The 14,691-nt window shown below is 46.9% G+C and carries 13 protein-coding genes; 3 read left to right on the top strand and 10 right to left on the bottom strand.

What is annotated here, in order from left to right; translation table 11 throughout:
* Nucleotides 1–83 precede the first annotated feature (83 nt).
* The 6 genes from MTN95_RS14530 to yfmT form a co-directional block, all read right to left on the bottom strand.
* On the bottom strand, nt 84–1,274 hold the full coding sequence (locus MTN95_RS14530; protein WP_105991338.1) for an MFS transporter: 1,191 nt from the start codon (nt 1,272–1,274) through the stop codon (nt 84–86).
* A 65-nt stretch (nt 1,275–1,339) separates the two neighbouring features.
* Nucleotides 1,340–1,762 carry a MerR family transcriptional regulator gene (locus MTN95_RS14525; protein ID WP_024120538.1) on the bottom strand — a complete coding sequence of 141 codons (423 nt, stop codon included), beginning with the start codon at nt 1,760–1,762 and terminating at the stop codon, nt 1,340–1,342.
* 124 nt (nt 1,763–1,886) lie between these two features.
* Nucleotides 1,887–2,333 carry a YfmQ family protein gene (locus MTN95_RS14520; RefSeq protein WP_044163571.1) on the bottom strand — a complete coding sequence of 149 codons (447 nt, stop codon included), beginning with the start codon at nt 2,331–2,333 and terminating at the stop codon, nt 1,887–1,889.
* Nucleotides 2,334–2,457: 124 nt separating this feature from the next.
* Complete coding sequence (locus MTN95_RS14515; protein WP_248338709.1) at nt 2,458–4,347, bottom strand: ABC-F family ATP-binding cassette domain-containing protein; 1,890 nt, start codon at nt 4,345–4,347, stop codon at nt 2,458–2,460.
* Between the two features lie 134 nt (nt 4,348–4,481).
* Entirely contained in the window at nt 4,482–4,886 is a 405-nt protein-coding gene (locus tag MTN95_RS21690; protein ID WP_369888597.1) for a methyl-accepting chemotaxis protein, read from the bottom strand.
* 468 nt (nt 4,887–5,354) lie between these two features.
* Nucleotides 5,355–6,812 (bottom strand): benzaldehyde dehydrogenase, encoded by a 1,458-nt coding sequence (yfmT, locus tag MTN95_RS14505; RefSeq protein WP_248338708.1) that lies wholly within the window; start codon nt 6,810–6,812, stop codon nt 5,355–5,357.
* Nucleotides 6,813–7,059: 247 nt separating this feature from the next.
* Here yfmT and bcaP point away from each other — a divergent pair, with 247 nt between their 5' ends.
* The 3 genes from bcaP to MTN95_RS14490 all read left to right on the top strand — a co-directional run bounded on the left by bcaP (nt 7,060) and on the right by MTN95_RS14490 (nt 10,613).
* Nucleotides 7,060–8,445 (top strand): branched-chain amino acid transporter BcaP, encoded by a 1,386-nt coding sequence (bcaP, locus tag MTN95_RS14500; protein ID WP_105954800.1) that lies wholly within the window; start codon nt 7,060–7,062, stop codon nt 8,443–8,445.
* 103 nt (nt 8,446–8,548) lie between these two features.
* A complete protein-coding gene (locus tag MTN95_RS14495; RefSeq protein WP_248338707.1) occupies nt 8,549–9,259 on the top strand; it encodes a YjjG family noncanonical pyrimidine nucleotidase in 711 nt (236 codons plus the stop codon).
* Between the two features lie 121 nt (nt 9,260–9,380).
* On the top strand, nt 9,381–10,613 hold the full coding sequence (locus tag MTN95_RS14490) for an MFS transporter (protein WP_059293863.1): 1,233 nt from the start codon (nt 9,381–9,383) through the stop codon (nt 10,611–10,613).
* A gap of 29 nt (nt 10,614–10,642) precedes the next feature.
* Here MTN95_RS14490 and MTN95_RS14485 read toward each other — a convergent pair whose 3' ends face one another.
* Genes MTN95_RS14485 through MTN95_RS14470 form a run of 4 tightly spaced genes read right to left on the bottom strand, consistent with a single transcriptional unit; the run spans nt 10,643 to nt 14,687 of the window.
* Entirely contained in the window at nt 10,643–11,578 is a 936-nt protein-coding gene (locus MTN95_RS14485) for a glycosyltransferase family protein (protein WP_248338705.1), read from the bottom strand.
* 14 nt (nt 11,579–11,592) lie between these two features.
* Nucleotides 11,593–12,756, bottom strand: coding sequence for a glycosyltransferase family 2 protein (locus MTN95_RS14480; protein WP_059293865.1), 1,164 nt, complete (start codon nt 12,754–12,756; stop codon nt 11,593–11,595).
* Nucleotides 12,757–12,784: 28 nt separating this feature from the next.
* Nucleotides 12,785–13,696: a putative nucleotide-diphospho-sugar transferase gene (locus MTN95_RS14475; RefSeq protein ID WP_248338703.1), complete on the bottom strand. Its 912-nt coding sequence runs from the start codon at nt 13,694–13,696 to the stop codon at nt 12,785–12,787.
* 22 nt (nt 13,697–13,718) lie between these two features.
* Entirely contained in the window at nt 13,719–14,687 is a 969-nt protein-coding gene (locus MTN95_RS14470) for a GDP-mannose 4,6-dehydratase (RefSeq protein ID WP_024120527.1), read from the bottom strand.
* Nucleotides 14,688–14,691: the final 4 nt, after the last annotated feature.

Here is a 14,691-nt window from a genome sequence, read left to right as displayed (position 1 = left end):
GACAGGAAATGCAATCATACCATTATGAGGGAAAGATTAAGCAAATAAAAAAAGACACTGCACCTTAGCAGTGTCTTTCCTTATTAATGTCCTGCCTTAATTCCGGCAAGATGTTTACGACCTAGCAGAAGCACAAGCATACCGACAAGAACAACAATTCCGCCAACCGTATACGGCGCGCTTGCTGTGAAGTGTTCTGACAGCATTCCCGCAATCCACGGAGCGATCGCTCCGCCGATGAAGCGGACTGAGCTGTAGGCTGAAGACGCGATTGAACGTTCAACCGGCGCAGAGCCCATGACAGCTGTTGTCATGATCGTGTTGACCATACCAAGGACAGCACCGGCCACAACGATACATGTAATAATCAACGCCTGATGCTCTGTCCAGATGCCCATGATGATCAGAATGACCGCAAAGGCGATAAAGAGAACAACCAAGGAACGCACTGTACCCAGCGCTTTGTGCACGAGCGGCGCCGTAAAGACTGACGTAATCGCCAGCAGAAGTCCCCAGCCAAAGAAAACATATCCAAGGCCGTGTTCATCTAAATCCAGAACGAACGGAGAATAAGCGAGCAAAATAAAAAATCCAAAGTTGTATAAGAAAGCCGATACCGCCATTGTCAAAAGGCCTTTATATTTGAGTGCCTTCATGGCGTCAAATACCCCAACGCGCTTCGCCGGTTTAGGCAATTTCGGCAGCATCAAAGAAATGGCGATTAACGCAATAAACATCAGGACAGATACCCCGAAGAACGGCGCGCGCCATGAAATGCTTCCAAGCTCTCCGCCTGCAAGCGGTCCGACGGAAATCCCGAGTCCGAGCGCCGCCTCATACAAAATAATCGCTTGAGCGCTGCCGCCGACAGACACGCCGACAATGACCGCAAGCGCTGTTGAAATAAATAAAGCATTACCTAGTCCCCAGCCGCCGCGATAGCCGACAAGCTGAGCAATTGAGCTTGAACTTCCGCCAAGCGCTGCAAAGATAATAATAAAAATAAGTCCGAGAATTAACGTCCATTTTGCGCCGATCCTGCTGGAAATGGCTCCTGAGAAAAACATCATAAATCCGGTAACGAGCAAATAACTTGTAAATAAGAGTGATACTTCACTAGGTGAAGCATGTAATTGTGCGGCAATCGCCGGAAGAATAGGATCGACCAGCCCGATTCCCATAAAGGAAATCACACAGGCAAACGCGACAGCCCATACAGCTTTCGGCTGATTCAGCAAACCTGTCTTCTGATTCACTTGTTTTGTATTGTCCATTTGATCTGACCTCCATCTTTATTCCATTAAAAGAAACGCTACAAAAATAGCGTTTACCAAACGTTTTATTCGATTGATTGAATGGCATGTTCCGCTTTGTCTTTCATCCCGTGCAGACGTTCCTTAAAGCTTTGGAATGTGCGGATTTTTTCATCAATCAAATCCAGCTGGTGATTCAGCGTTTCCTGAATTTCCTCCAGCTTCTCTTTCCGTTCCTTTGGATCCAGTGACAACAAATACCCCTCTTTGTTTAACTCAAGCTGGCGGCTAGTTTCCATGAAATGCTGAAGCTCCTGAAGGGAAAAACCAAGCACTTCCTTTGTGCTGATCACTTTCTCAAGCTCTTCCATATCATCCTCTGAATAAAGTCTAACGCCGCCTTCCGTCCGTTTCGGCGCTGGAATCAAGCCGATTTCTTCATAAAACCGAATGGTCCGCTTTGTCAGCCCGCTTCTTTTGGCAACTTGATCAATCTTCATCCATTCCATGGTAAATCCCCCTTCGCCTGTTCTGTTATCATTATACACCTTTCGGACCTTAACGTAAACGTTAAGTTTTGAAAGGTAATAAAAAAGACGAGTACATAAAGCACCCGTCTTTCATTATCCTATTTTAAGCTAAGCTCCCTGTCACTGACAAAGACTGCTTTTGCATGCTTTCAGAAAGCAGTCGATATGCGATAACCTTCTTCTTGTACTGTTTCACGACATCGATATGGTCATCGTAGCTGTACACAAACAGCTTTACATCTTTTTTGCCTTTTTTCGTATCTATCACGAGCGGTGTTCCGCCGTTTTCAGGGTATAAATAACGCTCTTCGTCGCCTGGGTAAATATAATATTTCTCCAGGAAGACAGCTTCGTTAAATTGATCGATCATGTGCCTTTTCTCTTCACCCTCGAGCCGTTTTCCATCTAGAGAGAGAACAGCATCTTCGTCGTTCAGCTTGGCGTGCACCTCGAATTTGCTGAGCAGCCATTCTATGACGCCTGTTGGCAGGCAGGTTAATACGATTTTCACCAGACTCATGAGGATTAACATCACGATAGCCCATGTCATACTTCATCATCTCCGTTAGTTTTCCGTGTGCTGCTGACACACAATTCCATCCTATCATAAGCTGGCCGTTTCGTTTTTGTACATTATGTGAAAAAAAGTGCGGCCTGCTGCGGGCCGCACTTTTCTAGTTTTCCAGCTCTTCTATCATGAGGGACAATTCCGTCCAGCGATCCATCGCTGTCTCAAGCTCTTCCGCTGTTTTTGCCTGCTCAGCCATCAGCTCTTGAATTTTCCCGAAATCACTGCCCGCAGCGGCGATATCCGCTTCGAGCTGTTCATGCTTTTCTTCAAGCTCGGCAATTTTATCTTCAATGCCGTCCCATTCAAGCTGATCTTTGTAAGAAAGCTTTTTCCGTTTTTTCTTCGGTTCCGCTTCAGCCGGTTTGATTTCTGCTGCGGGTTTTTCAGCCGTTTTTTTCGCTTTGGCCTGCTCCATATAGTCACTGTAGGAGCCTTGGAACCGTGAAATCACGCCATTCCCTTCAAATACAATCAAACGGTCTACGACGCGGTCAAGGAAGTAGCGATCATGGGATACGGTGATGACAACGCCAGGGAACTGTTCAATATAATCCTCAAGCACGCTTAACGTTTCTGTGTCCAAGTCGTTCGTCGGCTCATCGAGAAACAGCACATTCGGCTCCTGCATCAGAACCTGAAGCAAATATAAGCGCCGTTTTTCTCCGCCGGACAGCTTGCGGATATAGGTTTGCTGCATGGAGCGCGGGAAGAGGAAGCGCTCAAGCATTTGTTCAGCGGTGACGATATCGCCGTCCTCTGTTTTCACGACTTCCGCTGTTTCCTTAATGTATTCAATCACCTTCAGCTCACCGTTCATTTCACTGTGATCCTGGGTATAGTAGCCGATTCTTACTGTTTGGCCGATCGTAATATGCCCGCCGTCAGGAGTGATTCGTCCGGCAAGGCTGTTTAACAGTGTTGTTTTTCCAATGCCGTTCGGCCCGATGATCCCGATTCGTTCACCTGGTATAACCAGTTCATTGAATCGATCGACAAGCACGTTTCCTCCATAAGCGATCATCACGTTCTCCGCTTCGATTACTTGCTTTCCAAGACGGTGGGAGCCGATCGCAAAGTCGAGCGAGCCGGCTGACTGAGGTCCTTTCTGCTCCTTAAGCGACTCTACCCTGCCGATTCTCGCCTTTTGTTTTGTGGAGCGTGCTTTCGCTCCGCGTCTGAGCCACGCCAGTTCACGGCGCAGCAGATTTTGCCGCTTCGTTTCTTTTTGCTCGGCCTGCGCTTCCCGTTCCGCGCGCTTTTCCAAAAAGACTTCATAGTTGCCTTTGTAGGTATAGAGACTGCCCTGTTCAAGCTCATAAATGCGGTTTGTCACGCGGTTTAAGAAGTACCTGTCGTGCGTCACCAGCATGACGGCGCCTGGATATTGCGCCAAATACCCTTCAAGCCATTCAATCGTTTCATTATCCAAATGGTTCGTCGGCTCGTCTAAGATCAGGAGGTCGGCGGGCTGGATTAAGTTTTTCGCAATCGCCACCCGTTTTTTCTGTCCGCCTGAGAGCTCGTTGACAGGCTTTGTCACGTCAGTTACTCCCAGCTTCGATAACACCGTTTTCGCCAAGGTATTCGCATCCCACGCATTGTTTGCATCCATTTTCGCCTGCGCAGCCAGCAGGTGTTTCTGGCGTTTTTCATCTTCCGGGTCTTCTCCCAGTTCATAGAGCGCCTTTTCATATTCACGGAGCGTTCTCATGACAGCCGATTCACCGGAATAAATATGCTCCAGTACAGTTTGTCCAGCAGGCAGCTGCGGGTCCTGATGAAGAAATTCAACATGCACGCTGCCGGATTTGGCGATGTCGCCTTCTTCAACAGATTCCAAGCCGGCAATCACTTTCAGCAGCGTTGATTTTCCGGTGCCGTTCGGCCCGATTAATCCGATTCTCTCATTCTCTTCAATATGAAAGGAGATATGGTCAAATAACGTCTTATCTCCGTATGTTTTGTAAAGGTTCTCCGCTTTTAGTATGCTCATGGTTCCTATCAATCCTCACGTAAGTTCATGTGTACATTTTAAATCAGCCGCTGGAATAAAACTAGTAAAAGAGCAGACAAATTTCATGGAAATACCGGACAGAAAAAAAGACCGGGGACTCTGTCCCCAGTCTCTTACTCTTCTTCAAGCGCTTTTTCTGCCATTTTAGCGAGATGCTGCGCACTGCCTGAGATCTCCTGCATCGTGGCGGAAATCTGTTCAACAGCAGCAGCTTGTCCGTCAGTATGCTGATTAATCGATTCAATCGATTCTTCCAGCCCTTTTAACAGGCTGTGGATTTTTTTCGTGATCTGATCGATCTGGCCGACATTTTCTTTCGAATGCGTTGCAAGCTTTCTGATTTCATCCGCTACGACAGAAAATCCTTTTCCGGACTCCCCTGCCCGTGCGGCTTCAATCGCAGCATTTAAACCGAGCAGATTGCTCTGGTCAGAAATGCCTTTCACGGTTACTGAAATATCGGCGATTTCTCCCGCGCTTTCGCTTACCTTTTTCGCTTGTGAGGAAATGCCCGACATTTGCGATGAGAAACCGTTAATTGATTCAGAAATATCGGAAATGGCCGCAGCCGTTTGTTCAACAACTGCCGATAAGCTTTCCGCTACATCATGAAGCTTAGAGGACTCCTCAAGGCTCGTGCCGAGGCCCACTCCCCCAATCACTCTTCCGTTCTGGTCATGAAGCGGGATGGCGCGTGCGATCAATGGAAAGCCGAACAATTCTTTCGGCACCATGCTCGTTTTTTTCTGATTGCTGCGGATCGCGTCTGTGATGATATCCCCTTCCTGCAGCGGATCTCCGGCTTTTACGTTAAGGGAAAAGGTTTTTGCCGGAATATTGACCAGCAATTTCTCCGTATCATAAATGCCGATTGTAATATCATCCTGAACCAGGCTGTTTAAATAAGGGGCTACTTTCACAAATGCGTCTAGAAGATCTGCTGTTTCATTTTCCGTTCTTATGCTCAATTCCAATCACTCCTTTTATTAGTAAGGGAAGCTGCGTTTTTCGTGCTGAACCGAAATCCATTTCAGCGTCGTAAATTCTTCAAGACTCCATTCGCCATTTAATCGGCCAAGGCCAGATTGCTTTTCACCGCCGAAGGCCACATTCGGTTCATCATTAATCGTCGTGTCATTAACATGAATCATGCCCGTTTCAATGCGTTTCGCAAAAGCCACGCCGCGTTCAAGATTTGAGGTATGCACTGCTCCGCTTAAGCCAAATGGGGTATCGTTCGCGATATCCACCGCTTCGTCTTCTGAATCAAACTTCATGAAGGAGACGACTGGCCCGAACAGCTCTTCCTTTGCAATGCTCATAAACGGTTTCACGTCTTTTAAGATGGTCGGCTCCACGATCGTCCCGTTAAATCCGCCCAGCTTCACTGGAACAGCCCCTTCTTCAATCGCTTTCTCAACAGATTTCATTAACCCGTCAGTCTGCCTGCTGTTGATTAAAGGCCCGATAATCGTATCAGGGTCCATCGGGTCGCCAACTTTCAGCGATTCCACTTTTGCCTGATACAGCTCAAGGAATTGATCATAAATTGATGAGTGAACCAGTACGCGATTGGCTGACATACAAATCTGGCCTTGATGGGTAAATCTGCTGAACACTGCCGCATTGACTGCATATTCGATATCCGCATCTTCAAGCACGATAAAGGCGCTGTTTCCGCCAAGCTCAAGAAGCGGCTTTTTAAAGTGCTTCATCGCGAGCTGGCCGATGTAGCTCCCCACTTTCGTAGATCCTGTAAATGAGATGATCCGCGGCACCGGATGTTCGACAAAGCTGTCACCGATTTCTGCAATGTCAGTGACAACAACATTCAGCAGTCCTTCCGGAACGCCCGCGCTTTCAAAAATCTTCGCAATCAGCGTACCGCCGCAAATCGGTGTTTCTTCGTGCGGCTTCAAAACGACGCCATTGCCTGCTCCGAGTGCCGGCGCTACTGATTTCATAGATAAAAAGAATGGGAAGTTAAAAGGACTGATGACACCGACAACGCCTGCCGGTACGCGATATAATCTGTTTTCCTTGCCGTCTATTGTAGAAGGAAGAATTTTCCCTTCCATGCGGACAGGGAACGTCGCCGCTTCTTTCATGATATTTTTCACGAGTCCGATTTCAAAAGCTGCTTTCAGCCTTGTTCCGCCCAGCTCTTCCATAATCAAATAAATGATGGCTTCTTCATTCTCTTCGATATACGTAACGGCTTTTTCTAAGATTGCTCTTTTCTCGAATGGGTTGACCGCATCCCATTTTTTCTTTGCCAAAGCCGCTGCCCGGTACGCTTCATCCACATCATCAGCAGTCGCTTTTTGTAAGGATGTGATTGTTTTTTGAGTATAAGGATTTTTGTTTTCCAATACATTTGGGCTGCTGCCCTCCTGCCATTTTCCGCCAATAAATTGTTTGTTTAATTCTTCATATTGAAACATGGTCAGCATCTCCTTTTTAACAGCAAATCAAAATATGGCCAATCTATCATTTCTATCGGTTCACCATCAGCAAAATTCAATATCCTGTTTGTAAAAATTACTATATTATGCTACGGCAACGCTTTTTAGCTTCTATCGTTTAAAGCAGAAAAATATATGATTGACGCCGTCAAATTTCGACAATATAATACAACGAGAAATGTATATAATGATTAGAATATTTTGAATTTTCCAGGAGGAACTTTTTATGAGTTCATTATTTAGAAAAAAACCGCTTGAAACATTACATGCGCAGAGCCAGTCAAAAAGCCTTGCCCGTACTTTAAGCGCATTTGATTTAACACTTCTCGGTATCGGGTGTGTCATCGGCACTGGGATTTTCGTTATTACAGGAACTGTGGCCGCGACCGGTGCCGGTCCTGCCCTGATCTTATCGTTCATTTTAGCGGGTCTCGCCTGTGCGCTTGCCGCCTTCTGTTATGCTGAGTTTTCGTCTTCGATTCCGATTTCAGGAAGCGTGTACTCATACTCCTATATCACACTTGGAGAGCTGCTCGCCTTTTTAATCGGATGGGATCTCATGCTTGAATATGTCATTGCGCTGTCGGCGGTTGCCACGGGCTGGTCTTCATACTTTCAATCGCTGCTCGCCGGCTTCAACTTTCATATTCCGGCTGCGCTGACAGGAGCTCCGGGAAGCTCGCCGGGCGCCGTGTTTAACCTTCCGGCTGCGGTCATTATTCTCATCATCACTGCAATTGTCAGCAGAGGTGTCAAAGAAAGTACACGCTTCAACAACGTGATCGTGCTGATGAAAATCGGAATTATTTTATTGTTCATTATTGTCGGCTTCGGTTATGTCAAACCGGATAACTGGACTCCTTTTATGCCGTTTGGAATGAAAGGCGTCATTGTGAGCGCGGCAACGGTTTTCTTCGCGTATCTCGGATTTGACGCAGTTTCCAACGCTTCAGAAGAAGTGAAGCATCCGCAAAAAAATATGCCGATCGGCATCATTTCAGCTCTGGCCGTCTGCACCATTTTGTACATCACGGTATCGCTTGTTTTGACAGGTATGATGCCTTATGCCAAATTAAATGTCGGTGACCCGGTATCCTTTGCGCTTAAATTCGTCGGCCAGGATGCGGTTGCGGGAATTATTTCTGTCGGCGCTATCATCGGAATCACAACAGTGATGCTCGCATTGCTGTATGCCCAGGTCCGTTTAACCTTTGCCATGAGCAGAGACGGTCTTTTGCCGGGATTGTTCGCAAAGATTCATCCGTCATTCAAAACGCCGTTCCGCAACACATGGCTGACAGGAATTGTCGCGGCGGGAATCGCAGGATTTATTAATCTCGGCACACTTGCGCACCTTGTAAACATGGGAACGCTTGCGGCATTTACAGTCATTTCGATCGCTGTGATTGTGTTAAGAAAAAAACACCCGGAAATCAAAGCCTCCTTCAGGGTGCCGTTCGTTCCGGTTGTGCCAATCATCAGCGCTGGAATATGCCTTTGGTTTATGTACAGCCTTCCAGGCATCACATGGCTTTCATTTGTCATCTGGATCGCCGTCGGAACGATCGTTTATTTCCTTTATGCAAAAAAACACAGCTTATTAAACAAATAATTGTAAGCCGTCGGTGCGGACATTTCAAACGTCCAATCCGCCGGCTTTTTTCGTTTTCGCGTGTGCTATACTTTGAATACACATACAGAAAGGAAGACAAGCCTTGAAACCATACCGCACTTTATTATTTGATGTAGATAATACCATTTTGGATTTTACAGCGGCAGAAAAATTAGCGCTGCGCCTGCTGTTTGAAGATCAGAACATTCCGCTTACCGATGAAATGGAATCCCGTTATCAAACCATTAACCAAGGCCTCTGGAGAGCCTTTGAAGGCGGAGACATGACTCGCGATGAAGTGATGACCACCCGCTTTTCCGCTTTGTTCAAGGAATATGGCTATGAAGCAGACGGAGTGCTGCTAGACCAGAAATATCGCCGTTTTCTTGAAGAAGGGCACCAGCTTATGGACGGGGCTTTTGATCTCATCGCAAAACTGGAACAGCATTTTGATTTGTATATCGTGACAAACGGCGTTTCCAGTACTCAATATAAGCGTCTCAGAGATTCAGGATTATTTCCGTTCTTTAAGGACATTTTCGTTTCTGAAGACACAGGTTTTCAAAAGCCGATGAAAGAGTACTTCGACTATGTGTTTGAACGGATTCCCCATTTTTCAGCGGAGCACACCTTAATCATCGGCGATTCGCTGACAGCGGACATCAAAGGCGGACAGCTCGCCGGAATTGATACGTGCTGGCTTAACCCTGGCATGAATCTCACTGAAACAGAGGTTGTGCCAACGTATCACATCCGTAAGCTTGAAGAGCTATATCATATTCTGAACATCGAAAATACAATCATCAACTGTTAATGTTTTTTGGCGGAGGGCGCTGCTTCTTTCCAGAAGGAGTCTTTTTTCCTCTTGATAAATCCTTCACCTTATGAATAATATGGTGGTATGCATTGGTGATATATGTTAGGAGGAGAATCATTTGGCTATTGCCGCCCCGCTGAAGGAAAAACCTGTTCAAAAACCCGGCACTACCGTGTATCCGATTTTGTTTATCATCGGAATCTGCCACATGCTCAACGATTCGCTTCAGGCTGTGATTCCGGCCATGTTCCCGATTTTGGAACGCTCCATGAGTTTGACGTTCACACAGCTCGGCATCATCGCTTTTACGTTAAACATGGTGTCATCCGTCATGCAGCCTGTCGTCGGCTGGTATACGGATAAACGGCCGCGGCCGTACGCCCTGCCGATCGGGCTGACTGCCAGCATGCTCGGCATATTGGGCCTTGCATTTGCCCCGTCATTTGTGACGATCCTGTGCTGTGTGTTTTTCATCGGATTAGGCTCCGCTATTTTTCATCCGGAAGGCTCCCGTGTGGCTTATATGGCCGCCGGCACAAAACGCGGGCTTGCCCAGTCCATTTATCAGGTCGGAGGGAACTCAGGCCAAGCGATGGCGCCCCTGATTACCGCGCTGATCCTTGTTCCGCTCGGACAATTCGGTGCTGTCTGGTTTACACTTGTAGCCGCGCTCGCCGTTATGTTTCTGCTTTATATTGCAAAATGGTACGCCGCTCGGCTCGGCAGTCTTGCACAGAAGCAGGGCACCCAAAAGAAAGCCGCTGAACAAAACTCGTCTGTCACCAAGTCCGTTATAACCGCTCTTATTATTATTATCTTTTTGATTTTCGCGCGTTCTTGGTATACGAGTGCGATTGGCAACTTTTACACGTTTTACGCGATGGATACATATCACGTAAGCATTCAGCAGGCTCAGAGCTATATTTTCGTCTTTTTGCTGTTTGGCGCTGTCGGAACCTTTCTCGGCGGCCCGCTCGCAGACCGTTTTGGAAAACGAGTTGTCATTCTCGGCTCGCTGCTGTGCTCAGCGCCGCTGGCGATTCTGCTTCCATTTGCCGGACCGGTTCTGGCCTATGGCGTACTCGCTTTGATCGGCTTGGTTCTCATGTCGAGCTTTTCCGTAACGGTTGTGTATGCACAGGAGCTTGTCCCCGGAAAGATTGGCACGATGTCCGGTTTAACCGTCGGCCTCGCCTTCGGTATGGGAGCAATCGGAGCTGTGGCCCTTGGCGCTCTCATTGATGCTGCGGGACTGACCCCGACCATGATTGCCATTGCGTTTCTCCCGATTCTTGGCATCCTCGCGTTTCTTTTGCCGAGTGATCAGAAACTGAGAGAATGGCATAGCTGAAAAAACCCCTGCCGCCTGGCAGGGGTTTTTTAATCAAGCTGTATAAAATGAGTGTCCGGCACCGCGTGCTTCGGGATAAAGCCGTCCGCAAAGTCCGGAAATGCCGACTGTATTTCGTCAATCCACCTTTTCAGGTTTAATATATAAGGCATATAAATCATTTCAATTGTCGCTTCGTCTTCAATGCGGTAATACCAGCAAAGATTAAATTCGTTCTCCGTCACCAATGTAAACCCGGAGAAATGATAGAAAATCAGCGGCGTTTCATCTAGATAAACGCGGCCGTCCTTTTGAGTCACCTTATAGTTTTCTATATTCCAAAGCGCCGTATTGGCTCCGGTTGATTTGACAACATGCACACCCTGATACTGCGCCGGCCACTTCTCCACATACCTTTGATCGCCGTACGTCTTTCTTTTCGTATTCATTTCCACTGTGCAATATTCAATGCAGTCCTGTCTCCACTGCCACACCGCTTTATAGGCTTCTTCCGTATTCCGGGCGCCGACAAAGCCTGTGTTAAAACGCCCGGTCCGCTCATAATAAGACATGAACCGCGGCGAGTTGCGGTGATCGGTCAAATACAGTGAAGCCGCCGGGTTTTCGGCAAAAATACGCGCTGGATCAGAAAAGAAAAACAGATCGGTATCCATATGGGCATAATATTCGGCGTCATCCCACTGACTCATGACATGGAACAAAAATGCGGGCTTCAGTGTCCAGCAATACTCATGGAACGTTCTGTTGCTTTTCGCTTCCAATAGCTCCGGATCTTCCATTTCATAAAGCTGCACAAAGGTGACATGCTCCCATGGCACGTGCTGTAGCAATTCATATGCCTTCTGATCGACACACAGCACATATAAATGAAAATCATCGCAATGCTCATGGAGGGAATGAATCATAGGCATCAGTTTAAAGATGTGCGTCCTTGACACTATTGTTGAAAAATGAAATTGACTCACCATACCACATCCATTTATCTAAGATCCACGTGCAGTAAATCATTGACAAGCGCATACAGTGCATTGGCAAAATCGTTCACGCCAAGCTTCTTCTTCGCTTTTGGCAGAAGCTTTTGAACGGCTTGCAAATCAAAGCTTTTCGCAGTCACCCGCGGTGTTTTTTTCTGCCAATCCGGGTCCAGATTGCGATCCTTCACGACATGAAGCAGCTCAAGAAACAGATGCAGCAGCATGTCGTATTTCTTCGAGTCCAGCAGCTTATGAATATCATCCATGATCCTGTTGGTCATGTCCGGAGGGAATGGGCCGTTAAAGGCAAGATGAACGTCTAATGACTGAATGTTGTTATATTTGTCGCACATATAGGCAATGTTTGCTCTGATATCGTCTACTGACTGACAATTGCTCGGGTGCTCCTGATGAACGCTGACAATATCGCGGTGCAGCCTGAACGTGAGTCCGGCCTGATGGAGCCTGATCCCAAGATCATAATCCTCAAACCCGTACCGCACAATGCCTTCGTCAAACAAACCGAGATCAGCCACATGCTTTCGTTTTACTGATGAATTGTTTGTGATAAAAAAACGCCACGGCATATGGTAGCCCTTTAAGTCATCGCCGTATTCATCCAGTATCCGCTTCAGCACGTCAATAAAATCGGTATCAAGGTCAAAGCTTTGATCCAGAAAGCTTTCGTTTTTAATATCCGCTTCCGCTAGAAGCTTTTGTTTGTCTTTTCTCGGCATTTCATCATATAATTTTGCGAGCTGCTTCTTATGTTCATCTTCAAAGCGCTCATAATAATAGCTGTAGATCCTTTTCCAAAATAACCCGCACACGACAAGATTCTCTTCGTTTTCATGCGCTTTGATATGCTTTGCCACAAGATCCTTGGCAGCAAGCATATCGCTGTCATGGAATATCAGAATATCTCCTCTGGCATTGCGGACCGCCTGATTTCTTCCGTATGCAATGCCCCTGTTTTCTTTAATCCGTACAAAAATCAGCGGAAAGTCCGCTTGAAACGATTTGAGCATCGAGAGCGTCCCGTCCTCAGAGCCATTATCCGCTACGATGACCTCAAACTCTTCATCGCACTCCTGCTGGTTTAAAGACAGAAGGCTGTTATAGAGGCGCTCCTTTGAATTATATGCAGGAATAATAACGCTTGCTTTCACTTCATTTTCACTTCCTGTATTTAATCATTTATTTGTGATCATCTTTTGAAGCAAAACCGTTAAATTCAGGGTCAAGCGCTTTGATATGCTGAATGATATGTGGCAGGGTCTGCTGGTACAGCTCATGCACAAACGGCAGGTCTGTGCGTGTTGTTTCGTGAATCTGTTTGATTTCATTGATGCTGACGATTCGATATCCGCTGAAATGATAGAAGATCAGCGGATTTCCATCTTCCAGCACAATTCGGTCATCCTTCCAGGAAAACGTATGCTGTCCGTAATTCCAATGGCCGATGTTCACACCTGGTGTCGTAATGTCACACACATTCGGAAACAGCTCAGACATATAATCCAAATAGCCCTGATCCCCGAATTTCCCTTCACCCGGCGCATTTTTACACTCCTCAAGACAGCGCTCCTTCCACCACTCCAGACAGTCCGTTCCTGCTTTATCATGTTTAAAGCTGATAAAGCCCGAGTTATATCTGCCTAACAGACGCTGCAGCATATCAATTTGCTCTCTCTCAAAGGAAGGGATGATAATATCGCCCCGGGAAAGCAGCACCGAGCAGTCCGGCTGGTTCGCAAATATCGGTGACGGGTCGGTGTAGAAAAATAAATCTCCGTCAATATACGTCACCCGTTTCAGCTCGGGATTGCTGTTCAGCACAGCTTGCAGAAAGATCGGCTTCATCGTCCAGCAGTACTCGCTTTGATCCCGTGTATCCTTCAGCTTCAGGAGCGTTTCATTTTCAAGCGCTGCCACCGGTACAAGTGTCAGCTGCTTCAGATTCAATTTCTGCAATACGCGGTGCGTGTCATCATCCATACAAAGCGTAAAAATGGGGCTGTCTTGATCGACTTGCGCTAAAGACTTAAATAAGGCGACTGCCTGATATAATCTTCCTTTTGATAAAACGGTGCAATAGGCGCTCGTCACGGTATGTTCACCTCATTTCGCGTTACTTTTTGAAGAATTCTGTATACCACGCAATGGTTTTTTCAAGTCCTTCATCAATGGTGTAAGCAGGTGTCCAATTCAGCAGCTTTCTCGCTTTTTCCGCAGATAAATATTGGTGCTTGATTTCATTGCTTCCCTGGTTCAGCACCTTCGGCTTTAGATTGCTGTTCATTTTCTTTAATATTTTCTCGACTAACTCAAGCACAGTCAGCTGAATCTCATTGCTGAAGTTAAAGGCTTCCCCGGCGAGATTGTGTTCCTCCATTTTCTCCGCCAGAAGCAGATAAGCCTGAACGGCATCTTCAATATAGAAATAGTCGCGGACAAAGGTGCCGTCGCTGCGGATTTCGGGAGCTTCCCCGTTCAGCACAAGCTGAATCGTCTGCGGAATGATACGGTTGAAGTTCAAATCCCCGCCGCCGTACAGATTTCCGCAGCGTGTAATACAGACAGGCAGGCCATAGGTGTGAAAGTACGTATGGCTGATCAGATCGGCGCAGCTTTTCGATACGTCGTACGGATGCTTGCCTTGCAGCGGCATATCTTCATCGTACGGAAGGTTTTCTTGATCGCCGTATGCTTTATCGCTTGACGCGACAATGACACGCTTGATTAAAGGATGCTTCCGGCAGGCCTCAAGAACATTCCACGTGCCGAGAATATTCGCTTCAAAGGTGGAAACCGGGTTGCGGTTCGCTACGCCGACAATCGCTTGTGCAGCGAGGTGAAACACCGTGTCGATTTCATACTCGCCAAGTGCGCGTTCAATCACGGGCAAATCTTCAAGAGCGCCCTGCACGATGTTCATTTTCTTCACATGTTCTCCCTGATAAAGATTGGACTGAGGCACATGATCTCTGACAAGCCCCGTCACGTTTGCGCCCTGTTCGATCAGCTCTTTCACCAAATAGCTTCCTAAAAGACCTGTACAACCCGTGACAAATACGTTTTTATTTTTCCAGAAACTCAAATCA

Origin of the sequence: Bacillus sp. 2CMS4F (assembly GCF_023161785.1) — a bacterium.
GTDB classification, from domain to species: domain Bacteria; phylum Bacillota; class Bacilli; order Bacillales; family Bacillaceae; genus Bacillus; species Bacillus halotolerans.
The sequence above is the reverse complement of the archived record's forward strand: the minus strand, read 5'-3'. Positions and strand labels throughout refer to the sequence as shown.